General features: G+C 57.5%; 28 protein-coding genes. 12 read left to right on the plus strand and 16 right to left on the minus strand.

Annotated features, from left to right (window positions below; all coding sequences use genetic code 11):
- The first annotated feature begins 16 nt into the window (after positions 1–16).
- Positions 17–1,207, plus strand: a complete 1,191-nt coding sequence (locus Q1A63_RS14225; RefSeq protein WP_298973561.1) for an aminotransferase class I/II-fold pyridoxal phosphate-dependent enzyme — start codon at positions 17–19, stop codon at positions 1,205–1,207.
- 3 nt (positions 1,208–1,210) lie between these two features.
- Here Q1A63_RS14225 and phaR read toward each other — a convergent pair whose 3' ends face one another.
- The 3 genes from phaR to phaC form a co-directional block, all read right to left on the minus strand.
- Positions 1,211–1,774, minus strand: coding sequence for a polyhydroxyalkanoate synthesis repressor PhaR (gene phaR / locus Q1A63_RS14230; protein ID WP_298973563.1), 564 nt, complete (start codon positions 1,772–1,774; stop codon positions 1,211–1,213).
- Between the two features lie 134 nt (positions 1,775–1,908).
- Positions 1,909–2,355, minus strand: a complete 447-nt coding sequence (locus Q1A63_RS14235; RefSeq protein WP_298973564.1) for a phasin family protein — start codon at positions 2,353–2,355, stop codon at positions 1,909–1,911.
- A 139-nt stretch (positions 2,356–2,494) separates the two neighbouring features.
- Positions 2,495–4,300 carry a class I poly(R)-hydroxyalkanoic acid synthase gene (phaC, locus tag Q1A63_RS14240; protein ID WP_298973567.1) on the minus strand — a complete coding sequence of 602 codons (1,806 nt, stop codon included), beginning with the start codon at positions 4,298–4,300 and terminating at the stop codon, positions 2,495–2,497.
- Positions 4,301–4,408: 108 nt separating this feature from the next.
- On the opposite strand from phaC, the gene phaZ reads away from it, so the two are divergent.
- Positions 4,409–5,689: a polyhydroxyalkanoate depolymerase gene (phaZ, locus tag Q1A63_RS14245; protein ID WP_298973569.1), complete on the plus strand. Its 1,281-nt coding sequence runs from the start codon at positions 4,409–4,411 to the stop codon at positions 5,687–5,689.
- Between the two features lie 9 nt (positions 5,690–5,698).
- Here phaZ and Q1A63_RS14250 read toward each other — a convergent pair whose 3' ends face one another.
- The 6 genes from Q1A63_RS14250 to Q1A63_RS14275 form a co-directional block, all read right to left on the minus strand.
- Complete coding sequence (locus Q1A63_RS14250) at positions 5,699–6,409, minus strand: alpha/beta fold hydrolase (protein WP_298973572.1); 711 nt, start codon at positions 6,407–6,409, stop codon at positions 5,699–5,701.
- Between the two features lie 128 nt (positions 6,410–6,537).
- Positions 6,538–7,344, minus strand: coding sequence for an ABC transporter substrate-binding protein (locus Q1A63_RS14255; protein WP_299632118.1), 807 nt, complete (start codon positions 7,342–7,344; stop codon positions 6,538–6,540).
- The gene (locus Q1A63_RS14260) at positions 7,341–8,435 is read right to left on the minus strand and encodes a transporter substrate-binding domain-containing protein (protein ID WP_299632119.1); all 1,095 of its coding nucleotides are present in this window, start codon (positions 8,433–8,435) and stop codon (positions 7,341–7,343) included. Before Q1A63_RS14260 ends, Q1A63_RS14255 begins: the two co-directional genes overlap by 4 nt.
- Before the next feature lie 108 nt (positions 8,436–8,543).
- Complete coding sequence (locus Q1A63_RS14265) at positions 8,544–9,164, minus strand: hypothetical protein (RefSeq protein WP_299632243.1); 621 nt, start codon at positions 9,162–9,164, stop codon at positions 8,544–8,546.
- Between the two features lie 17 nt (positions 9,165–9,181).
- A complete protein-coding gene (locus Q1A63_RS14270; RefSeq protein WP_298973579.1) occupies positions 9,182–9,616 on the minus strand; it encodes a VOC family protein in 435 nt (144 codons plus the stop codon).
- Positions 9,617–9,625: 9 nt separating this feature from the next.
- Positions 9,626–10,378 carry an alpha/beta hydrolase gene (locus Q1A63_RS14275; protein WP_298973582.1) on the minus strand — a complete coding sequence of 251 codons (753 nt, stop codon included), beginning with the start codon at positions 10,376–10,378 and terminating at the stop codon, positions 9,626–9,628.
- Between the two features lie 118 nt (positions 10,379–10,496).
- Here Q1A63_RS14275 and Q1A63_RS14280 point away from each other — a divergent pair, with 118 nt between their 5' ends.
- Together Q1A63_RS14280 and Q1A63_RS14285 are read left to right on the plus strand one after the other, a co-directional pair.
- Positions 10,497–11,255, plus strand: a complete 759-nt coding sequence (locus Q1A63_RS14280; RefSeq protein WP_298973585.1) for an SRPBCC domain-containing protein — start codon at positions 10,497–10,499, stop codon at positions 11,253–11,255.
- 3 nt (positions 11,256–11,258) lie between these two features.
- Positions 11,259–11,672, plus strand: coding sequence for an MAPEG family protein (locus tag Q1A63_RS14285; RefSeq protein WP_298973589.1), 414 nt, complete (start codon positions 11,259–11,261; stop codon positions 11,670–11,672).
- A 22-nt stretch (positions 11,673–11,694) separates the two neighbouring features.
- Here the strand turns inward: Q1A63_RS14285 and Q1A63_RS14290 are convergent, their stop codons facing one another.
- Complete coding sequence (locus tag Q1A63_RS14290) at positions 11,695–11,940, minus strand: hypothetical protein (RefSeq protein WP_298973592.1); 246 nt, start codon at positions 11,938–11,940, stop codon at positions 11,695–11,697.
- A gap of 193 nt (positions 11,941–12,133) precedes the next feature.
- On the opposite strand from Q1A63_RS14290, the gene thrS reads away from it, so the two are divergent.
- From thrS to Q1A63_RS14315, 5 genes are all read left to right on the plus strand, one after another.
- On the plus strand, positions 12,134–14,092 hold the full coding sequence (thrS, locus tag Q1A63_RS14295) for a threonine--tRNA ligase (RefSeq protein WP_298973597.1): 1,959 nt from the start codon (positions 12,134–12,136) through the stop codon (positions 14,090–14,092).
- A 205-nt stretch (positions 14,093–14,297) separates the two neighbouring features.
- Positions 14,298–14,600: a DUF2282 domain-containing protein gene (locus tag Q1A63_RS14300; RefSeq protein WP_298973600.1), complete on the plus strand. Its 303-nt coding sequence runs from the start codon at positions 14,298–14,300 to the stop codon at positions 14,598–14,600.
- Positions 14,601–14,698: 98 nt separating this feature from the next.
- Positions 14,699–15,553, plus strand: coding sequence for a DUF692 domain-containing protein (locus Q1A63_RS14305; RefSeq protein WP_298973603.1), 855 nt, complete (start codon positions 14,699–14,701; stop codon positions 15,551–15,553).
- Entirely contained in the window at positions 15,550–16,305 is a 756-nt protein-coding gene (locus Q1A63_RS14310) for a DNA-binding domain-containing protein (protein WP_298973605.1), read from the plus strand. Before Q1A63_RS14305 ends, Q1A63_RS14310 begins: the two co-directional genes overlap by 4 nt.
- A complete protein-coding gene (locus Q1A63_RS14315) occupies positions 16,306–16,854 on the plus strand; it encodes a DoxX family protein (protein ID WP_298973607.1) in 549 nt (182 codons plus the stop codon).
- A gap of 2 nt (positions 16,855–16,856) precedes the next feature.
- Here Q1A63_RS14315 and Q1A63_RS14320 read toward each other — a convergent pair whose 3' ends face one another.
- Entirely contained in the window at positions 16,857–17,174 is a 318-nt protein-coding gene (locus Q1A63_RS14320; protein ID WP_298973609.1) for an ArsC/Spx/MgsR family protein, read from the minus strand.
- Positions 17,175–17,358: 184 nt separating this feature from the next.
- Between Q1A63_RS14320 and Q1A63_RS14325 the strand changes: the two genes are divergently transcribed.
- Positions 17,359–17,565: a cold-shock protein gene (locus tag Q1A63_RS14325; RefSeq protein ID WP_195820234.1), complete on the plus strand. Its 207-nt coding sequence runs from the start codon at positions 17,359–17,361 to the stop codon at positions 17,563–17,565.
- A gap of 179 nt (positions 17,566–17,744) precedes the next feature.
- On the opposite strand, the gene Q1A63_RS14330 is transcribed toward Q1A63_RS14325, so the two are convergent.
- The 5 genes from Q1A63_RS14330 to thyX form a co-directional block, all read right to left on the minus strand.
- The gene (locus Q1A63_RS14330; RefSeq protein ID WP_298973611.1) at positions 17,745–17,993 is read right to left on the minus strand and encodes a hypothetical protein; all 249 of its coding nucleotides are present in this window, start codon (positions 17,991–17,993) and stop codon (positions 17,745–17,747) included.
- A gap of 99 nt (positions 17,994–18,092) precedes the next feature.
- A complete protein-coding gene (locus Q1A63_RS14335) occupies positions 18,093–19,277 on the minus strand; it encodes a cytochrome P450 (protein WP_298973613.1) in 1,185 nt (394 codons plus the stop codon).
- A 50-nt stretch (positions 19,278–19,327) separates the two neighbouring features.
- Entirely contained in the window at positions 19,328–19,651 is a 324-nt protein-coding gene (locus tag Q1A63_RS14340; RefSeq protein WP_298973614.1) for a TraR/DksA C4-type zinc finger protein, read from the minus strand.
- Between the two features lie 405 nt (positions 19,652–20,056).
- Positions 20,057–20,491 carry a TIR domain-containing protein gene (locus tag Q1A63_RS14345; RefSeq protein WP_298973616.1) on the minus strand — a complete coding sequence of 145 codons (435 nt, stop codon included), beginning with the start codon at positions 20,489–20,491 and terminating at the stop codon, positions 20,057–20,059.
- Entirely contained in the window at positions 20,488–21,396 is a 909-nt protein-coding gene (gene thyX / locus Q1A63_RS14350) for an FAD-dependent thymidylate synthase (protein WP_298973619.1), read from the minus strand. Before thyX ends, Q1A63_RS14345 begins: the two co-directional genes overlap by 4 nt.
- 185 nt (positions 21,397–21,581) lie before the next feature.
- On the opposite strand from thyX, the gene Q1A63_RS14355 reads away from it, so the two are divergent.
- Entirely contained in the window at positions 21,582–22,010 is a 429-nt protein-coding gene (locus Q1A63_RS14355; RefSeq protein ID WP_298973622.1) for a VOC family protein, read from the plus strand.
- The gene (locus tag Q1A63_RS14360) at positions 22,007–22,720 is read left to right on the plus strand and encodes a DUF1194 domain-containing protein (protein ID WP_298973624.1); all 714 of its coding nucleotides are present in this window, start codon (positions 22,007–22,009) and stop codon (positions 22,718–22,720) included. The genes Q1A63_RS14355 and Q1A63_RS14360 overlap by 4 nt, the downstream gene beginning before the upstream one ends.
- The last annotated feature ends 1 nt before the right edge of the window (position 22,721 follow it).

Raw genomic sequence — 22,721 nt, forward strand, 5'->3', positions numbered from 1 at the left:
TTTGGGAATTCTAAATATGATGCTGCCAGACATGCACACCGCAGAGCCGATCCCTGACGCGGCACGCGCGGAGATTGAGCGCCTTTTGCAAACTGGCGATCTGTTTCGCTACACGGCTGCGCGCGACGCGCCTGTCTCGCTGCTGGAAGCTGAGTTCGCGCAGATGATGGGTAGTAAATACGCATTGGCCGTCTCCTCTTGCTCGGCTGCGCTGTTTTTATCCCTCAAAGCGCTGGATTTGCCGCGGGAGGCCAAGGTCCTGATCCCCGGATTTACCTTTGCCGCAGTGCCCTCTTCGGTTGTGCATGCAGATTGCCGCCCCGTTCTGTGCGAAGTCGGCGAGAATTACCGCGTCGATCTGGATGACTTTGCGGCGAAGCTTTCAGATGGGATCAGCGCCGTGATCATCAGCCACATGCGCGGGCACACCTCTGACATGGATGCGATCATGCAGCTCTGTGACGCGGCAGGCGTTCCGGTGATCGAAGACGCCGCACATTCGTTGGGCACGCTCTGGCGGGGTCGTAAAATCGGGACCATCGGCAAGATCGGGTGCTTTTCCTTTCAGTCCTACAAGATGGTCAATGCTGGCGAAGGCGGCATTCTGATCACGGATGACGCTGATCTGGTGGCACGCGCCATCATCATGTCGGGCGCCTACGAGCATAACTGGCAGAAACACCCGGTGCTTCTGGAAGCCTTTTCGCGCCACCAGAATAAGCTGCCTCTTTATAATCTGCGTCTGAACAACCTCTCGGCAGCCCTCATTCGCCCACAACTGGACGCGCTGCCGCAACGGGTTCGGGATGGTCGACACAATCATGACTACGTCGCCGCACGGCTAAATACCTCGCCCTTCATCGATGTCCCGGAACCGCTGGAGGGTGAGGAGCGTGCCCCTGACAGCATTCAGTTCAATCTTGTCGGGTTGGACAACAGCGCGATTACCGCCTTCGCAAAGGCCGCGGATCAGGCAGGCGTCAAGGTGCAGGTCTTTGGTCAGAGCGCCGATAACGCCCGCGCCTTCTGGAACTGGCAATTCATCAAGGATTTGCCTGAATTGCCGCAAACGCGCGAAATGCTGATGAAGGCCTGTGATGTGCGCCTGCCGGTACGGCTGAAAACCGTGGAGCTGGATGCGGTCACGGATGTGCTGTTGTCGGCAATCGAAACTGTCACGGCACCGCAGGCATCTGCGGTCGCCTGAGCGCTATTTCAACTTGGACAGCTTATCCTGAAGCTCTGCCAGCTGCTTTTTGATGGCGTCGAGATCCTCGGCGCTCTCCTGGTCTTCGGCAGGCTCGTCCTTGTCTGGCGCGCTCCAGCCACTGCCCCCGCCCAGGCCACCAGTCATGGCTTTCATGAAGGCCTGTTGCTGCGCTTGCATCAATTCAAATCCGGGCATTTTCGCCATCGGATTCATGGCGGTCATCTTGTCCATCATTTGTGATTGGCCATCCCGCAGCATTTCAAAGGACGCCTGCAGGAATTGCGGCACCACGCTGGAGCCTGGTGTCATGTAGCTGCGCACCAGATCGTTGAGCACATCAACCGGCAGCACGCTTTCCCCGCGGCTTTCGTGTTCTGCAATGATTTGAAGCAGGTATTGACGGGTGAGATCGTCGCCGGATTTCAGATCAACGATCTGAACCTCACGCCCTTCCCGGATCAGGGAGGCGATATCTTCCAGCGTGACGTAATCGCTTGTTTCGGTGTTATAGAGACGCCGACTTGCGTATCGTTTGATCAGCAATGGTTTGTCTTTTTCCGCCACGCGAGTTCTCCCTCATCAGACGCTGCAGTGCAGCTTAAGACACAGATTTGTAAAAAGAAAGGGCGGGCTCCAAAAAGCCCGCCCTCTTAGTTGGCGCCGTTCAGGGAGGAAGTAGGCGCTAACTGGGAGACGAATTACTTCGCAGTTGCGGCTTTTTTGACAGCAGCTGTTGCGTCTTTTGTGGCTTTCTTGACAGCGGCAGAAGCGTCTTCACTCATGTCTTTGCCAGCAGCCATCATCAGCTCGACAGTTTCCATTTGCGCTTTTTTCGCAACTTCAGCGAAAGCGGCCATGTGCTCAGCAGCGGCTTCGGAGTACGCAGATGCGAAATCGGTCATCGCTTTTGCGTAATCAACTGGCTCTGATTTTGCTTTCGACATGTCGGCCAGTTTGGCCAGCGTGTCTTGTGTCCATTTGCTGGAGATCTCGGTGGACTTCTCTGCAGCTGTCAGCGCAACTCCGGACAGTTTTTCATTCAGGGAAGCGGTTGTTTTGAACGCGTCTTCCATTGCAGCTGTGTCCACTGGGAATGCGCCCAGAACGTCTTTGAATACGGCGGTCATGTCAGGTGTCTTTGTCATGTCTAAAATCCTTTTGTCGCTTTCCGGATCATCCCGGCTTTCTGCGTCTGGAAAAGGATATACATGCTGCAGTGCGGCATTTCAAGTATTTTTTCTGCACCGCAGCATAAAAATTTTAAGCCATAAATTCAATATGAAATCAAAGAGTTGCCTTCTTGGCTACATATGTTCCGGGCGCATCACAGAGGACGGGATGGCTCGAATCTCCCGGAATACGTGCGGGAATCATCTTTCCGGAACGCTTTTTCAACCAGCTTTCCCAGCGCGGCCACCATGAGCCTTCGGTGAAATCCGCATCCTCCAGCCAATCGGAATAATCCAGCGATAAATCCGGATTTGTGTAGTGGCCGTATTTTTTGCGGGTCGGCGGATTGACGATGCCGGCGATATGCCCCGATTGGGTGACGATGAATGTTTTGTCCTTGGCGCCCATTTGCTGGACCCCGCGGTAACTGTCCTTCCAGGCAGCGATGTGATCGGTCTCGCAGGCGATCGCACAGAGTGGGATGTCGACATCTTTCAGTGTCAGCTTATGGCCCATCAGATCAAACCCGCCCTGCGCCAGTTCGTTCCGTTGGCAAAGGCCCCGCAGGTATTGCATCGCCATCTTGCCCGGCAGGTTCGCCCCATCCCCATTCCAATACAGCAGGTCGAACGCCGGGGGCGTTTCGCCCATCATGTAACTCTTGATCGCGGGACCGTAGATCAAATCATTCGAGCGGAGAAAGGAGAAGGTGCGTGCCATGATCACCGATGGCAGCACGCCTTTATCCGCGATCTCTTCTTCGATCCCGTCAATAAAATCATTGGTCAGGAAGGGCGCGAATTCGCCCTGATCGGAAAAATCTGTCAGCGCGGTAAATAGCGTCGCGGATTTCACCGATTTGTCGCCACGCTGCTTGAGCAAAGACAGGGTCAGCGACAATGTGGTGCCCGCGATACAGTAGCCGACCGCGTTGACCTGCTTTTCGCCCGTGATTTGCTTGATCTCTGAAATCGCGGTCAGATAGCCGTCTTCAACATAGTCTTCCATCCCGATGTCGCGGTAGGTCGGGTCCGGGTTGATCCAGGAGACCATAAAGACGGTGTAGCCCTGATCGGTCAGCCATTTGACAAGAGAGTTCTGCGCTTTCAGGTCCAGAATATAGTATTTGTTGATCCACGGCGGAAAGATCACCAGCGGGGTTTTATGCACCTCTTCGGTCGTGGCCTCATATTGAATGAGCTCCATCATCCGGTTGCGATAAACCACCTTGCCCGGCGTTGTGGCGATGTTGCGACCGAGCTCAAAGGCCGTTTCATCCGCGAGCTTTACGACCAATTCGCCCTTGTTCGCCTCAAGGTCATGGATCAGGTTTTCCAGCCCATGCACGAGGCTTTGCCCTTCGGTCTCAAGCGCTTTTTCCAGCGCATCCGGATTGGTGGCCAGAAAATTTGTCGGGGACATCAGATCAACGATCTGACGCGCAAAATAGGTCAGCCGCTTCTTTTCCTCAGGATCGAGATCGCTGACATCATCGACCGCAGTGTTCAACGCATCCGCGTTGATCAGGTATTGTTTCTTCACGTAGTTGAAATAGGGGTGCGTATCCCAGAGCGGATTGGCAAAGCGCCGATCCTTTGGGCCCGGATCTTCGGGGGCCGACAATTTGCCCTTCGCCAGTTCTTGCTGCGCCTGCACAAACTGCTTCATCGTGTCCGCCCAATAGGACATCTGATGCTCGAATACCTTCGCGGGATTGTTCACCGCTTCCGCCCAATACGCCTGCGCTGCGCGCCCAAAAAGCTCTTGATTCGGGCCATCCAAAGCCGGGTGATGCGTCTGACGATTGGTCAGAACCCGTTGCAACCTCTCTGACAGTTCCTCAACTTTCTTGAGATTTTCCGTCATTCTCTCAAGCGTTTCTCCCGAGGGGATCACCTCACTGTCAGTTCCTGTTGTCATATTAACCTATCCCTCGTATGTTCGCAGTTGCAGCATTATGTCGTTGGCTTTCAGGGGGCGAAGCGACTGTGTTCACCGGTGCACCCGGATTGTTACAAGGAGACCCCTATGCGCTATATGGCCACTTATGACCTCATGGAAACCATCCGCAACACGAACCAATGGCTGGGCGCGACGGCCCTTGCCATGGGATCATACCCGGCTTTCTCGATGATTCCAAACCCCGGTTTGGCATGGATGACAGCCTGGGGTGAAGTCACGGAGCGCACGTTCCAGCGCATGATTGTAAAGCCGGACTGGAACATTCCGGCTGTGCCATCAAGCGACGGACAAGACCATGTGGTCAGCACCGAGATCGTGATGGAAAAGGATTTCGGGGACCTTCTGCATTTTGTTGTACCTGGTCGCGACCTGCCAAGCCGCAAGTTATTGCTGGTGGCACCCATGTCCGGTCACTACGCCACTCTGCTGCGCTCCACCGTAATCAGCATGCTGCCCGACGCGGATGTCTACATCACCGACTGGCACAATGCGCGCGACATTCCGGTCAGCGCCGGCAAGTTCGATATTGAGGATTACACGCTCTATCTGGTGGATTTCATGCGGGAGCTTGGGCCGGACACCCATGTGATTGCCGTGTGCCAGCCCGCCCCGCTGACCCTTGCCGCCACCGCCTATCTGGCCGAAGAAGACCCCAAAGCGCAGCCGCGTAGCCTGACCCTCATCGGCGGCCCGATCGATCCGAATGCAACGCCGACCGATGTGACCGACTTTGGCCACCGGGTAACGATGGGTCAGCTTGAGGAGTTGATGATCCAGCGCGTTGGCTTCAAATACCCCGGTGTCGGACGCATGGTATACCCCGGGCTGTTGCAGTTGAATTCCTTCATCTCGATGAACGCCGAAAAGCACAGCAAAGCGTTTGCCGATCAGATCGGTCGTGTCACGCGCGGCGAAGCAGCCGATCACGACAAGCACAACCGGTTCTATGATGAATATCTCGCCGTGATGGATATGACCGCCGAATTCTACCTCAGCACGGTGGAGCGCATCTTCAAGAACGGCGAAATTGCCAAGAACGAATTCGTGGTGAAGGGCAAGAAAGTGGATATCGGCAAGATCACAACCGTCGCGGTCAAAACAGTTGAGGGCTCAAAGGACGACATCTCGGCCCCTGGACAGTGCATTGCAGCCTTGGACCTGTGCACCGGCTTGCCGGACAACAAAAAAGCAAGCCACGTGGAAGAGGGCGCGGGCCACTACGGTATTTTTGCGGGCAAGAGCTGGCGCAAAAACATCCGCCCATTGGTGCTGGACTTCATTGACGCCAACAGCGGCAAGCCCGCCAAAAAGCCCCGCAAAGCTGCAAACAAAAACGCAGCGGCTTGATCCGCGCGACTATCTGAGCACCAGCGGCAGCCCCATCCAGTCCCGCAGGGCCCGGGTGGTCTCGGAAGGCTGTTCCAAGGTCGGCAGATGCCCCGCATGCTCCATGACCCGAAGTGTCGCATAGGGGATCAGTTCCGACATGAATTCATGCCGTTTCACCGGACATAACGCATCGTGCCGCCCGCATAGCACAAGTGTGGGGACCTTGCATTTTCGCAATGTGCTTTGTTGATCACGCCTGCGCTGCAGCGCGCGTGACTGGCGGACAAACACCTCCGCCCCTAGGGTTTCGGCCATATCCATCACCAGATTGAGAACATCCTGTTGATGTGCACCGGGTGCAAGATAGTTGGGTTTCATCTCCTCACGCATCACATCCAGCATGCGACCGGTGCGCGCGGCGACGATCTGAGGTTCGCGCGCCGCTGCGATTTGCGGGGTTTCGGCGAGGGGATTGGTATCCATCAGGGCAATACGAGTTACCCTGTCCGGTGCCCGGCGCAAAATCTCCATCGCCACGATGCCGCCCATGCTCAGGCCCGCGAGGGCAAACCGGGTTGGCAGCTGATCGAGTAAGGACGAGGCAATCTCTTCAATCCGTTCGCCTTGCGTGATCGGTGCGACCATCACCGCCAGATCCGCGGACATTTCTGCGATTTGGGGCCCGAACAGCCGCGCATCACACATCATTCCGGGCAGCAGCACCAAAGGCTCAGCCATGCCGAAGCCTCCTGCCAGAGTGGCGCTGCGTGCTGCTCATGAAATGCCCCGTGATCCGCGATCTTGAAGGCAGTCTTACCCGCTATGCGCGCAATCGCAAGGCTGAGGCGCGGAGCTTTCGGCAAAACTCAGCCTTTGAGCCGCTCCCAATAGATCGCGATGTGACGGGACAGGATTTCAGCATAGGCGCCTGTTTGTTTCAGTTTCGCCAACCCCGCGTTGAACCGATACATCAGGGCGGTGCCGCGCCAATGGGTCTTTGAGATCACCACATGCAACGATTGGGTGGCGAGAGGGCGGGTCAAAGGCACCACCTTCTCCGTCAGTCCCGCCGCAAACATGTGCTGGACGCCCTGGAATTCGTTGACGGCGACGGCATCAACCCTGCCCGCCATCAAAAGGTCGAAACACGCCCCAAGCGTCTGAGGCTGTCGCAACTTTACAGTGTCATTCGGCAGCCACTGGGCTTCAAATCCGTTCGGATCATGGGTGAGCAAACCGGAAGGCCGACACAGGGTGCGCCCCGCAAGATCCGCATTCTGGTCGAACTCAAATTCATCGTCCGCTCGCACGAAGAGCAGAATAACCACGTCGATCACAGGCTCCGAATAGTGAAAGTCGGTGCATCTGACATCATCCGCGGCGGTGACTTCGCACCCGGGCTGACCCCATGGAAACGCCATGTCATAGGCCTTTGACTTGATCAGATCCGGTTGGGAGGACCAATTGTCCTGCCAGGTGATGGAGTGCGGCTCCGGCGCTGGGCTTGCCGCCAAAGCCGCCGCCACCAACTCCGTGAAAATACCTTGTTCCGGCCAGGTTGCAGCGGTGAACGGAGCATTGTCCGGCCCGGTGAGGAGGCTGATGTCTGCCTGCGCCGAAAACGCCACCATCGTCGCAGCCAAGATACATGAGACGGGTCGAAGCCGCATCATAAACCTGCCCAAACCGCGCTCAAATGACGGTCAAGGATGTCTTGGAACCCACCGTCACGCTTGAGTTTTCGCAGCCCATCGTTGAGCGCCGCCAATATCTTTTGGCTTTGCGGATGCTGCTTGGACACGACGGCATGAAGCGTCACAATACCAAGCGGAGTGTTTCGCAGCGGCGTAACACGATCTGTCAGGCCCAGCGTTGCAACCGCGTTTCGCCCCGTAAATTCGTTCACCACCACGGCATCGACATCCCCGCGCACCAGGAGATCGAAGCAGCCTGCTACCGTTGGCGCGCGGACCAATTCAATCAAACCATTTCGCAACCATCCCCGCCCTTCAGCATCCAGCATGAAAACCATCCGGCCCGCGGGTCGGCACAGTTTTTTGCCATGGATGTCCTCGGTGTTCGCCAGGGGAACCGGCTTGTCTGCGTCCACGAACATCACCATCAACATCTCGAACATCGGGTCAGAAAATGCGTAAGCCTGACAGATGGGCGCGCCAGACAGGTCGTCGCAATCCGGTTTTGGCCAAGGATATGACACATCCATAAGATCGCCTGTCAGCAGCGGTTCAAGGTGTGATGCCCAATCGTTGATGCGGAAAGTCTTGACCGTTCTGCTCTTCAGACCCCGTTGCAATGCTTGGTCCATCACTTCGGCCAGCATCCCACCCTGCGGCAGACGATGGTCCGAAAACGGGGCCTGATCGTCGCCGGTAACCACCCGCAAAGGCGTCGAACGAACCGGCGGAACGCTTGGCTCCGAGACGTTGGTTCCGGGGGAAACCGAATCCAGTTTTAGCCGTTCGCCGGACACCGCGCCGCGGGGGGACATGCCCTTGGGCAAACCGTTGATGCACGCGAGCTCCAACCGCGTGCCCACGAGAATTTTGTCGGGATCTTCACCAATCACGCTGCGGTTCACAGTATGGATTGCCGTCCATTTACCCGCATCTTTGTAGAGGCGATTGGCAATGAGCGAGAGGCTGTCGCCCCGCGCCACCTCGTAGTCGCCACCGCAAGCCTGAGCCATAACATTGCCCGGGCCAAACCCGCACAGAACCAAGATATAGAAAAACAGCCTGACCATGAATCATCACCCCCCTGATGACGCTGGGGAGACATTGCTCAAATCTCGTTTTAGGTCAATGTTCAATCAATATGTTGTGGATAAGATGCCAAAAATATACAATATGCTCTAGTTCTGCGGGAATTTAATGCCGCGATAAGCAGGGAAGTCCGCGTAGCGCCCCCTGCGATCTTCCAACGATTCCGCTGGCTCGGCGCCAGCGCGGAGCAACATCCCCTTGGGCGCGATATAGCTCGAAATCGTGCGCAGGGGGGTGGGTCGCCAAACCAGGTTGAACGCCGCGAGTTTGGGAAAAAACCATGCCTCGGAATAGGGCAGATGATCATGGATCCACCAGGCCAGATCACGCCAATCGCGGCCTTGCGCGTATTGATCCGCAAACCAGGGAATGGCCAGCGACGTGCCTGCGATCGCCTCGGCCCCCGCGCCGCGATCCCAGATATGGCACTCGATCGGGTTATCGTTGGCGGCACAATTCAATTTATGCGCGTTGCCATATCCATTCAGTGTCGGGGACCGGTATCCGGACCTGATGGCGAGGCGGCCGAAAGTTTCCTCCAACGGATCAAGCAGTTCTGTGCAGAGCATGCGCCCATTCTCAAGCGCCAGTTCAGGATCAGGTGGCACATTGGGCACGCCGTGGATGTTACTGATTTCCGAATAGAGAAAATCCCGCATGTAGAAATGCTTGGACAACCGCACGCGGCCAAGCGTCTCCAGGCTCCACATGGATTTAGGGCTGCGCATCAGTCGTCCGCGTATCCGTTCCACCGGAAAGCGCCATCGTGACGCAGCGGCGAGAACGGGTTGTGCGCGATCTCCCAAATATGGCCCTCGGGGTCGGAAAAATACCCGTGGTGCCCACCCCAAAAGACGTCTTGGGCCGGTTTGAGGATTTTTGCACCAGCCGCCTCAGCCCGGGCCAGCAGCGGCGCGACGTCTTCTTTGGCCGGTACATTATACGCAAACGTGCTCGCCCCATACCCAAGCTGATCCGGAGACACTCCGATATCCTCTGCCAGCTTGTCCAGCGGATAAAGACCGAGCGTCTGGCCAATCAGATCATAGGCGATCACCCCGTCTGGCGAGGGCGTGCGCTGCCAACCAAGCGCGTCGTAAAATGCCGACAAGGCGTTGATATCACGCGCGCCAAGTGTAATCAGGCTAATCCGCTGTTCCATGGTCTGCTCCTATTCTGCAAGCGCCAGAATGTCTTCGATTGCCGTTTCGATGATGCCAAGACAGGGGCCATCTGAAAACCGATGATCCGCGTCCTTGACCAACGTCAGGCGCATGTCCGGGCAGGTTGCGTGGTCCACAAGACGCAATGCCGTTTCGGTGCTGACGGCCGTATCTGCCGTGCCCTGCAGACAGCGGACAGGAAAGGGCAAATCGAGCGGGGATAGCAGCACCAGATGCTTGCGACCATCTTCGATCATGCGCCATGTGATCACGTAAGGTTCCATATAGTCAGAGGGGATTTCGACACGGCCATCCTCTTGCAATTGGGCGCGCTGTGCATCGCTGAAACCCGCCCAATAGCTGTCCTCGGTAAAGTCAGGCGCTGCGGCGATGGTCACCAGCCCGGCGATGCGATCCGCAAGACGCTTGGCCAGCAACAGCGCCTGCCAGCCGCCCATGGACGACCCCACCGGTAAAATCGGCCCGTCGGTCAGGGCCTGAATGATCTGGTAGGTGTCTTCGGCCCAATCACCAATGCAGCCTTCCTCGAAAGCCTCGGACGATTGGCCGTGACCGGAGTAATCGAACCGCAAAAACGCCCGGCCCTGCGCCCGCGCCCAATCTTCCAGATGTAGCGCCTTGGTTCCCTCCATGTCGGATTTCAGCCCGCCCAGAAAGATGATCCAGGGCCCGCGCCCCGGCGTCAGGTGATAGGCGAGCCTGCGGCCTTCCGGCCCGACGAAGGTATTTGGCGTGGTCATGGATGGGTCCTTTCTGGCGCGATGATGCGCGCAAGCAGAACGAGCCTGCAATCCCCTTGCAGAATTTTTATATGTTACCATCTTGTCACGTGATTAACTACTCACTTATAAAGAATTCATGGATTCGATTTTCAAAGCTCTTGCCGATCCGGCCCGTCGCACGCTGCTTGACAGCCTGCGCGTCAAGCCCGGGCAAAGCCTGCAGGATCTGCAGGTACAGCTCGATATGACGCGTTTTGGTGTGATGAAGCATCTGGGCGTGCTGGAAGAGGCAAAGCTGATCGTGACCCATAAAAAAGGCCGGTTCAAATACCACTACCTCAACGCGCTTCCGCTGCAGGAAGCAATTGATCGCTGGGTGGAGCCCCTGCTTCAGCAACCAGCGGCACGAGCGGTGCTCAATCTCAAAACCCAACTTGAAGGAACACCGAAGATGACCAAACCCGATTTCATGATGCAGACCTATATTCACTGCACACAAGATGCACTTTGGCATGCGCTGACTGATGCAGAGGCTAACGCTGCCTATAATTTTGTCGCAGGCAGCTGCGTGCGCGAGGGCAACAAGCTGGTTCTGAAATTTCCCGATGACAGCGTGATGCTGGTCCTGACGGAAACCAAGCTGACGCCGAAAACGCGGATTGAAAGCACGTTTGAGCCCCATTGGGCGGGCCCAGATGTGCCGCTGGAACAGTCACGCTTTGTCTACATGATCGAACCGCAGGGCGAGAATTGCATGCTCACGTTGGAGCACTACGACATCCCCGCCGGTCAAGAAGGCGTAGCCGATGGCTGGCATCGCACCCTTGCGGGTCTGAAAACATGGCTGGAGACCGGGCAATCCGTCCGCTTTTCCCATGCCGAGGCGGAGGGTTGATCCATGCCGACAGAAACGCTTTCCACCGAAATGGGCATCCTGATCATGCTGTGTATTTTAGCTGCATCATTGTGGATCCCCTACATCGTCGGCGTGAACACGGACCCCGCGCCCATCGACAATTTCACGCGGCCCGGCGATCTGACGCAGCTGCGTCCTTGGGTCCACCGCGCCTATCGGGCGCATCTCAACCTGCTGGAACAACTGCTGCCCTTCGCCATCCTGGTTCTGATCATTGATCGGCTGGGGGGCTATTCGAGCCTTACCTATTGGACGGCCATCGCCTTTTTCTGGCTGCGGATCGCACATGCGGCAGGCATGATTTCGGGCCTCGCGCGTTTGCCATTGCGCCCGATCATTTTCACAAGTGGATGGGTGTGCTGTTTGCTGATGGCCTACGCGGCATACGTCGCCTGACAGGGCAACGCCTGCGGCGCAATTACCCGCTGACGTAGGGTGTTGCGCCGGGGCGATAGAAAATCTTTTGGTTGTGCAGACGCCCAAGCAGCTCTTCGTTTTCGCGCTGGTCGGCTTCGATCACCGTCACGGACTGCAAATCAGCAGGGTTTTCGTCAGACAGCGCCCGCCGCATCCGGCAAAGCTCACGACCGCGCGCGCGCAGAGACTCCTCGATCAGATCGACATCGTGGATACTCAATTCAAACGTACGGTTATAGCTCGGCATCTGGTTCCCCTAGGCGATGAAACTTCTCTTGGTCTATGTCGGATTTAACACGTGAAATGTCGCAGTCAACGTATTCTTCGGTATACAGGCCAAGTGTTTTGCTTGACAGTTTACCGCGCACCCGTCATGTCGCAGGCACATATACCCGCAACCGGGCGTCTCGTAGGCGCCAAACCGACGAGGAGTGCCCAAGATGGCCCCAAAAGACAGTTCAATCTCTCTTACTTTTCCCGACGGCAATGCGCGCGACTACCCGGCTGGCGTAACCGCTGGCGATGTTGCCGCAAGCATTTCGACCTCCCTGCGCAAGAAGGCGATCAGCGCGACCGTGAACGGCGAGCACTACGATCTTGCCTGGCCGATTGAAGGCGATGCCAGCGTTGCCATCCATACCATGCAGGACGAAGAGCAGGCCAATGAGCTGGTCCGCCATGACCTTGCGCACATCATGGCCCGCGCGGTGCAGGAAATCTGGCCCGACACTCAGGTCACCATTGGCCCGGTGATCAAGGACGGCTGGTATTACGACTTTGACCGCGAAGACCCGTTCACTCCCGAAGATCTCGGCCTCATCGAGAAGAAGATGAAAGAGATCATCAACAAGCGTGACCCGGTGCGGACCGAGGTCTGGGACCGGGCGCGCGCCGTCAAGCACTACGAAGACGCGGGCGAGCCCTACAAAGTGGAGCTGATCGACGCCATTCCGGGCGACGAGCCATTGCGCATGTATTGGCATGGGGATTGGCAGGACCTCTGCCGTGGGCCGCATCTGCAGCACACCGGGCAGGTGCCGGGCGATGCCTTCAAGCTGATGTCGATTGCCGGGGCCTATTGGCGCGGCGACAGCGACCGCGCCATGTTGCAACGAATCTATGGCGTGGCCTTCACCGGCAAGGAAAAGCTGCGCGCGCATCTCAACATGCTGGAAGAGGCCGCCAAGCGCGACCACCGCAAGCTGGGCCGCGAGATGAACCTATTTCACATGCAGGAAGAGGCGCCCGGGCAGGTCTTCTGGCACCCCAATGGCTGGTCCATCTACACCACCTTGCAAGACTACATGCGGCGTAAACAGCGCGCAGCGGGCTATCAGGAAGTGAACACCCCGCAGGTCGTGGACCGTAAACTCTGGGAAGCCTCCGGCCACTGGGACAAATACCAGGAGCATATGTTCATCGTCGAGGTGGACGAAGAACACGCGCGCGAGAAGGCCATCAATGCCCTGAAGCCGATGAACTGCCCCTGCCACGTGCAAATCTTCAATCAGGGTCTGAAATCCTACCGCGATCTGCCCCTGCGTCTTGCGGAATTCGGCTCGTGTAACCGCTATGAGCCCTCGGGCGCGCTGCATGGCATCATGCGGGTGCGCGGGTTTACGCAGGACGATGGGCACATCTTCTGCCGTGAGGATCAGATCGAGGCCGAATGTGCAGATTTCATCAACTACCTCTCCTCCGTCTACAAGGATCTGGGGTTTGACAGTTTCGAGATCATGTTTGCGACCCGGCCCGAAAAGCGCGTTGGTTCAGAGGAAAGCTGGGATCACGTCGAATCCGCACTTGAGAACGCGATCAAGGCCACTGGCCACCCCTATACTCTGGACGCGGGTGAAGGCGCGTTTTACGGGCCCAAGCTCGACTTCAAACTGACGGATGCGATTGGCCGGGAATGGCAATGCGGCACCTTCCAGGTGGATCCCAACCTGCCCGAGCGGCTGGGGGCGACCTTCATCGGGGAAGATGGCGCCAAGCACAGGCCCTACATGCTGCACCGCGCCTGTCTGGGCTCCTTTGAGCGTTTCATCGGCATGCTGATCGAAAACTCGGCTGGTAAGCTGCCGTTCTGGCTGGCGCCACGCCAGGTTGTCGTTGCCTCCATCATCTCTGACGCCGACGACTATGTACAAGAGGTGGTCGAGACGCTGCGCGCAGCGGGCGTGCGGGCCGAAGCCGACATCCGCAACGAAAAGATCAACTATAAGGTGCGCGAGCATTCCGTGGGCAAAGTGCCGGTCATACTGGCCGTCGGTGCCCGCGAGGTTGAGGAACGCACGGTCACTGTCCGACGTCTGGGTGAAAAGCAGACACAGGTCCAACCCCTTGATGAGGTTGCCGCCGCGCTCTCCACGGACGCAACACCGCCCGACCAGTTGTAACAAACTCCGGCCCCGGAGCGGCAAAAGACCGTTTCCGGGGCCGGTTTTGTAACATTTCAGGTGCTTGAAGTGCGATTTTCCGCGTCCGAGATAATTTCCACTGACAGCTCTGTGACACACAGGCTCGTGAGTGGTATATTAACGCCTAAAAACATACCTATACTGCATCAACGACCGCAATGGTCCGCAACAAGGGAATGAATTCATGTCCAAAACAATGAAAACCGTAGCGATCGCAGGCGCAGTTGCAGCAGCCATGGCAGCGCAGGTGACAACCGCACAGGCTGCCGCAAAAGAAAAGTGTTTCGGCATCTCGCTGGCGGGCGCGAATGATTGCGCTGCTGGCCCGGGCACAACCTGTGCCGGTACATCGACAGTGGATTATCAGGGCAACGCCTGGACGCTGGTAGACGCAGGCACATGCGCAGAGATCGAACTGCCCGCGATGGCAGACGGCACCGAGCGCAAGGGTTCGCTGGAAGAACTGGACCGCGATCTGCCAGCCTAAGCCGGTTTCCCCCAAAGAAGAGGTCAGGCGGTGATCTACCGGCTGACCCTCACACCAAACGATGCCCTAGGACACATGAAGTTAGTTGGTGGGTCACGATGTTAGACAACTCCCCTCGCGCGCCCAACCTGCCAAACGCCCCCGGTGTCGGCTATAAACCTCAGCATTTTACGGACTTACGCGCCGATCCAGGCCCCGTGCGGTGGATCGAGGTCCATGCTGAGAATTATATGGGTGACGGCGGGCGCCCTCTTGCGCAACTGCGTGCGCTGGCGGATCAGTTTGCCCTGTCTGTGCACGGTGTCGGCCTGAGCATTGGTGGCGAAGCACCGCTTGACCGTGACCACCTTGCCCGTCTGAAAACGCTTGTCGGGTGGTCCAGTCCAGCCAGTTTTTCAGAGCATCTGGCGTGGTCCACACATGGTGCAGAATTCCTGAATGACCTGCTGCCCCTGCCCTATACATCCGAAACGCTGCAGCGGGTGGCTGATCACATCGATCAGGTGCAAACAGCGCTGGGACGCCAGATGCTGCTGGAAAACCCTTCCAGTTACCTTTGCTTTGCCGAAAGCACTTGGTCCGAAACCGATTTTCTGGCTGAGTTGGTGCATCGCACAGGCTGCGGTCTGCTGCTTGATGTAAACAACGTTTTCATATCTGCCACCAACCTTGGGCTGTCTGCTGAAAGCTACATCGAGGCTTTCCCGCTGCATGCGGTTGGCGAGATCCACGTGGGCGGCCATGATGAAGATACCGATGATCACGGCGCACCTCTGCTGATCGATAGTCACGGCAAACCCGTTGTGGACCCGGTGTGGTCCCTTCTGGCGTTCGCCCTCGCGAAATCCGGTCCCAGGCCCGTGCTTGTTGAATGGGACAATGACGTCCCCGACTGGCCGGTATTGCGAGCAGAGGCCGAACGTGCGGCACTGGCGCTCGCCCCGGCACAATGAGCGTTTCACAGGCCACATTCCGCAGCGCTTTGCTGGACGCGGAAGAAGCCGTGCCCGAAGGTCTCCTCGACGGCTCCGACACCCCAGCAGGCGCCAGATTTTCCGTATACCGAAACAACGTAGTGGTGTCCCTGACCGAAGCTCTGCGCACGGCGTTTCCGTTGATTTACAAGCTCCTGGGTGCGCAAACCTTTGACCGGTTGGCAGCGATCTATGTGCGCCAGCAACCGCCATCGTCACCACTGATGATGCACTACGGACAAGAGCTGCCAAAATTCCTGCAAAGCTTTCAACCGCTTTCGCATATCGGATATTTGCCCGACTGCGCCCGTTTGGACATCGCAATGCGCCGCTCTTATCACGCGAAGGACGCCGCGCCGATTAACCCCAGCGTTTTCCAGACCGATCCCGAAGAGCTGATGTCGCTGCGGTTGGCGCTTGCGCCCGCAACCATTGTGCTGCGCTCTGACTGGCCCTTGCATGACATCTGGCGGTTGAATTTTGAGCCAGATGCGCCAAAACCACGGGCAACGGCCCAGGACGTTCTGATCACCCGCCCGGAATTCGACCCCGCGCCCCATGCATTGCAGCCGGGGGGTGCGGATTGGCTTCAGCACCTGCAAAACGGCATGGCATTTGGGTCGGCGCATGAAGCGACGATCACCGCCGCGCCCTCATTTGATCTCTCGGCAGCGCTGTCGCAGGCGCTGCAAACCGGTGCCCTCACAGAATTCAAGACAAAGGACAGCTAAATGATCTCCGCCTACACTTCAGTCACCGAACGCCTCTCGCGCGCAGACTGGCTCTTGCCGACGCTTGCGCGCCTTGTCTTCGCGGGTACTTTGCTGATGTATTTCTGGGTCTCCGGGCTGACAAAACTGGGCGGCGGTCTTGTCGGGCTCTTTCAGCCCTCTGTCGGTGCCTACGCGCAGATTTTCCCAAAGGCGATGGAAGCGGTGACATATGACACCTCACAGCTGTCCCTCTACCATTGGGCGGTCGTTGTTGCGGGCACCTGGGCGGAATTCATTCTGCCAGCACTCATCGTTCTGGGGCTGCTAACACGGCTCTCCGCGCTTGGCATGATCGGGTTCATCATCGTGCAATCCTTGACGGATTTGATTGGTCACGGCGGGTTTGAGCACAAGGAAACTTTTGGCGCGTGGTTTGATCGCTTTCCCGACAGCGTGATCCTGGACCAACGCAGCTTCTGGATTTTCGTATTGTTGGTTCTGGTGATCAAAGGAGCCGGGCCTGTGTCACTCGACAATGCGCTGCGCGGCCGCAGCGCCCAAACCTGATCTCACTGAACCCCAAGCGCCTGCTGTGTGGCGGGCGTCCACCCCAAATGCATGCCGCTCTCGGTGACAATCAGAGGGCGCTTCATCAGCGTTGGATGCACCTTGAGCAATTCAGCAGGTGGCTTTTCGCGCTCGGTCGCATCCAATCCGCGCCAGGTGGTTGATCTGGTATTCATCAACGCCTCCCCGAACTGCTCCAGTGCCGCCTGCAAGACAGCCTCCGGCACGCCATCGGCCCGCACATCGACGAATTCCGCCTCCGGCAAGGTTTTCAGCGCCTTCCTGCAGGTGTCACAGGTCTTCAATCCATAAAATCGCATAATTTGCCCACAACTTGGGGTTTTCGGCGCGAAAATCGCAACCTTTGCACCCGTTTTCCTTGATTTTTACATGTGAAGGTCAATCTCTTAAAGGGTGTTCAATGCAATTTTTGTGTTGGGTGCGTGAACAAGCCGCGTCGGAAGAGCTGACGCGGTCTCAAATACAAAAGGAGGCACGGGACTGATGCCAAACGGCACCGTGAAATGGTTTAACACGACTAAAGGTTACGGATTTATTGCGCCGGAAGGTGGTGGCTCAGATGTGTTTGTACACATCTCAGCAGTCGAACGATCCGGCCTGACCGGACTTGCCGATGATCAGAAAGTCAGCTTTGAACTTTCTGAAGGACGCGACGGACGGCAGATGGCCAGCGATCTGAAACTACTTTAACACCCCAGGAAACCCCAAAAGACCAGAAACGCGGGCGATCGCCGATCGGCCGCATGAAGACACTGAACCGCCTATGTGTTTGGGTACGGGCACGAAAAACCCGGTCAGGTGATCGCAATTGCTTCTGCAAGCCGGTAATCACACAGGGCTTTTCATCTCCGCATCTCAGACCAGCTTGATCAGCCCGGGTCGTGCGGCGCGAAATCTGTCCAATGCTCGCCCATGGCCACGATGCACGATGTGCCGGAGGCGTAGCGCACCACCATCGTCCAATCTCCACGATCATCCGTCCAGACTTCCATCACCTGTTCCCGCCCGCGCAGGCCACTGGCCTGGCGCGCGCTCCCGTATTGCTGGGCAAGCCGGGAAAGCATCTCGTCTGACGGCGCGCAAATGACCTCACCAATCGGTGTTGTCGCGCCAACCATGGACGCCGAAGATAGAAAAACGACTGCTGACCATTTCAACATGCTCAATCGTAACAGTTTTATGACGCCCTGTGGATAACAAAATGCGCCCAATTGCGACTATCTGGCGAGTTCGGCGCAAAGCGCGGCATAGCCCCGGAACCGGATACGTCCCCCATGCGTGCGCGCAGTGATCGCATAGTCCGGAAAGCGATTCAAAAACCGCTGAAGCGCGATGCGGCCTTCCATGCGCGCAAGCGTCAGGCCGACGCAAACATGTGGCCCGCCCGCAAAAGCCAAATGCCGGTTTGGATGACGGGAGATGTCAAATCTCGTTGGGGCATCAAAGACTTGCGGATCCCGATTGGCGGCCCCAATGCACAGATGCAGGTTAGCCCCCGGTGGGATCGCATAGCCACCCAACGACACCTCGACCGTCGTCTGCCGGTTCCCGAACTGATTGGGCGACCGAAAGCGCAGGATTTCCTCCACCGCCCGGTCGATGAGGTCGGGATTGCGCACCAGCAGGTCGCACTGTTGAGGGTGATCGTAAAGCAGCGCCAGACCATTACCGATCAGGTTCGTGGTCGTTTCATGCCCTGCGTTGAGGATAAAGATGCAGTTCTGGATCAGCTCGATTTCAGACAGTTGTCCGCCGTCATCGCCCTCGATCAAGCGGGTCAGCACATCGGTTTCCGGGTCGCCGGGATGGGCCCGTCTACGGGCGATCAGGTCTTGCAGATATTCCTTGAACTCGGAAACGGCCTCATGCCCGCGCGTGAGCTGCGCATCCGTCAGGGTTGGTTCAAGCGCGCCAAGAATGGCGAGGGACCAGCCCCGCAAGGGCGCGCGTTCCGACATCGGCACGTCCAGCAGGTTGCCAATCACCTGAATGGGGATCGAGGCTGCAAAATCCTCGATCAGGTCAGGCTGGTCCGGCATCTGATCCAAAAGCTCGTCAACGGTTGCGACCAGTCCGGGCTCCATGCGTTTCAGGGCCTTGGGCGTGAGCGCCGAAGTCATGATCCGCCGGACACGGGTGTGCAGCGGAGGGTCGTTGAAAACAAGGCTGGTGGTATGGTGTTCAAAGAGTGGGGACCCTTCGCCGAATTTTGGCGCAAAGGCGGTCTTTTTATCAGAAATATAGCGGGTAACGTCCCGATAAATTGATGACAGATCCGCATGGCGGGCGAGCAGAAAGGACCCATCGGGCTGCGGGCAGACAGGGCTCTCGCGCAGCCATTGATCGTAGTAGGGAAAGGGGTTTTCCGGGAAGTCCGGCGGCGGGTCTGCGAGGTTAAACATGGGCGAAGTGTGCGGGATCGGGCGGCCTTGTCAAATGCCAAGCAGCTTCGCTAACCGCGCGTGCAATCGAGACAGCGGGCGATGGCGAGGTCCGCTAGGAGCCGTGCGGGCGCAATCTCCTCTCCGCAATCGGTGCAAAAACCGTATTCGCCTTCGTCGAGGCGCTGGAGGGCGGCGGCGATCTTCTGACGCTCTGCCTGCCGACGTCTCGCCTGAGCCTGCGCCATGGCCTGATTCTGCAAGGCATCCATGCGGGAAAGCCGCCCCACCGCCTGCTGATCGAGCGTAACGGTTTTCTGACCATCAAGGCCTGCGGCATCCTCTGCGTCGAGGGTTTTGAGGCGTTTGGTGAGCGCGGTGCGTGGATTGGTCATTGGGTAAGCTTAGTCCGATTGATCGATGGCTCAAAGGTGCTTCGTCAAGCGACCAGGTAGTGTATCGGTCCGTTCCCGATGGGTCAGTGGGTGTGATGTGTTGCGGTTGGAACTGGCGCGCCCGCCCCGTGGTGGGGTGAGGCATGGTCCGGCGTCAGCCGGATCAAATGATCCGGGGGATCATTTGAAATGCCGAACGCAAAATTCGCAAGAATCGGGCCGGGTGACAGGCGCTTTTAACGTCACCAATACGCTTAGAATAGAGCCCCGCGCCCGAACCGAGGGGCAGGAAGCGAAGCGCCCGCCCCGTGGGGGCGGTTCGGGCGCTGCCCGCCTTTGGCGGGCAATACAATAGAGATCTAAGGCAATGGGCGATTAAGTTTGAATTGCTTAGAACTTTCAAGATTACTTACCAGATTGTCGCCAAGACGAATTGACAACAGACTTTCCAGACCAGCCGACAATCTCGTTGGCTGCTTTGCTCACAATCGATGATTTTCGGTCGGCACCCCAAAGATCAACTGCAACAATTGGCCTTCTAAAAGCTTGAGCCCCATCAATTTCAGTTTTTATCCACCGCGAATAGTTCGCGTACATCCCTGTTGGAATTACGACAACATCACTCTGATCAATTCGTTGAAAAATTGCCATTGCCAATTCCTGATCGTTTACCGCGGAATGAACCGGGCTACTTTCAGGAATCGATTTGTCAATGAATTGAAGGCTGGTTCGCTCGTTGCCCCACTGGGTTTCAAATAACCATCCTGCTAACCGCTCGTAGTGGTTCGAGTAGCGCCACGAGTGACTTATGAAAACGTTGATAACGGATGTATACTTCACCCATCAATAACCCCCATAAACTCCCGCCACTCGCCCTTGGACATTCCCGAGGTCTCTTGCGTGACCTCCTCACCTTTCAGCATACGCTTCACGCAGTCCAATGCTTTGCCGGACATGGTGGCGCCGCCCAGACGGTAGTCCTCGAAGGCGCCGTAGGCGGCGGGCACCCAGTCGGCTACCATGGCGCAAATCGCATCGGCGTAGACCCGGATTTCATATTGCGCGTGGGCATCGGCGCGCAGGCGCAGGAAGTGGAAGAGGTTGTGCAGGTCCACTTTCCAATACCATTGGGTGTAAACATTGGCGGGCAGGTTCATGCGGGCAAGCTCACGCGCCAGACCGTCCTGCCCCTCCTGTGAGATCATGGTTTCGTAGTTGTCATAGCAGCGGTTGCTGTCAGCTTTCAGGATTTCAAGAACGCGCGCGGCCTCATCGCCTTTCAGCACGCCACCACGCCCCTGATTATTCACCACCGATTGCGCGTTAATGTGTTCCGGTGCGGGAATGTAGAATTCGCGGTCGAGGATCGAGTAGCGGGCGGAGTATTCGTTGACGTTGGCGGTGCGGTGGCGGATCCACTGGCGGGCGACGAAAACGGGCAGTTTCACGTGCAGTTTGATCTCGCACATCTCGAAGGGGGTGGAGTGCCAGTGGCGCATGAGATAGCGGATCAGACCTTCGTCGTTCTGAACGGATTTGGTGCCCTTGCCGTAGGAGACACGGGCGGCCTGGCAGATAGCAGCATCATCGCCCATGTAGTCGATAACGCGGACAAAGCCGTGATCAAGCACGGGCTGCGCCTTGTAGAGGTGTTGTTCCATGCCGGGGCTGACCGCGCGCAATGTTGGCGTGGGTATGCTGCGTTGTTCGTCGATTTCGGCCTGTTGTTCAGGGCTCAGCGGCATGGGCGTGGTCCTTTTCGGGTGTGAGTCGGGGATGACTATATCTGGGCAAAGCGTATGGCGGAACAGCTATATGCTGTATTCCGGAAATGTTCTGATGCTGCATCACAAGTGTCTGATGGTGCTGGCATCTGGGGCGGGGCATGTTAGATTTGCCCGGAGCGTAACCTGAAAACTGGAGGGGCGAGATGAGCCTGAAGTACCTGCACACGATGGTCCGGGTCAAAGACCTTGATGCATCGATCGCGTTTTACAAGTTGCTGGGCCTAGAAGAGACCCGGCGGATGGACAGCGAGGGCGGTCGTTTTACGCTGGTGTTCCTTGCGCCGCCTGGCCAGGAGGAGTGCCCTGTTGAGCTGACATACAACTGGGATGGCGACGAGGGGTTGCCGAGTGACAGCCGTCATTTTGGGCATCTGGCCTACCGCGTCGGCAATATCTACGACGTGTGTCAGCACCTGATGGACAATGGCGTGACGATCAACAGACCGCCACGTGATGGCCATATGGCCTTTGTAAGATCGCCCGACAACGTCTCAATTGAGCTGTTGCAAGAGGGTGACCATCTGGCACCGGCAGAACCCTGGGCCAGCATGGAAAACACCGGGCATTGGTGATCCGTGCCGGCATCGTCGGGCTGACGCTCTTTGCCAGCGGGGCGGGGGCGGCTGAGTGCCGCCTGGCCTTGGTGTTGGCGTTGGACGTGTCCAGTTCGGTTGATGATACCGAGGATAGGCTACAGCGGGGCGGCCTCGTGTCCGCCCTGACGGCACCGGAAGTAAGTGCTGCTTTTTTTGCGACGGATCAGCCCGTTGCCCTTGCGGTATTTGAGTGGTCGGGGCGGTATAATCAGGAGATCCTGCTGGATTGGACCCTGATCGAAGGGCCCGCGGAACTGATCGGCGCCGCGGAAGCGATTGCCGCCAGCAAAAGAAGTCACAACGATTTTCCGACGGCGATGGGGTATGCTTTGGGGTATGGGGCGGGTCTGCTGCAACGCGCGCCCCAATGTCTGTACAAAACTTTGGATATGGCAGGTGATGGCCAGAACAATGAAGGTTTCGGCCCCGCCGCGGCTTATGCTGAGTTCCCATTTGAAGGTGTCACGGTGAACGGGCTTGTGGTGAACGGCGCGGACTACGAGGCGGAAACTGGCTTGATCGCATTCTACAAGAGCCAGGTGCTGCATGGGCCAGGTGCATTTATCGAAATCGCACAAGGATTCGAAGACTACGAGCGCGCGATGCGCCGCAAACTTGAACGTGAGCTGACACCGCCCGTGATCGGAATGGATGGTGCGCGCCCTGAACTGCGACCAAAGGGGTGAG

The sequence above is a fragment of the uncultured Roseobacter sp. genome (assembly GCF_947499265.1).
GTDB lineage: Bacteria > Pseudomonadota > Alphaproteobacteria > Rhodobacterales > Rhodobacteraceae > Roseobacter.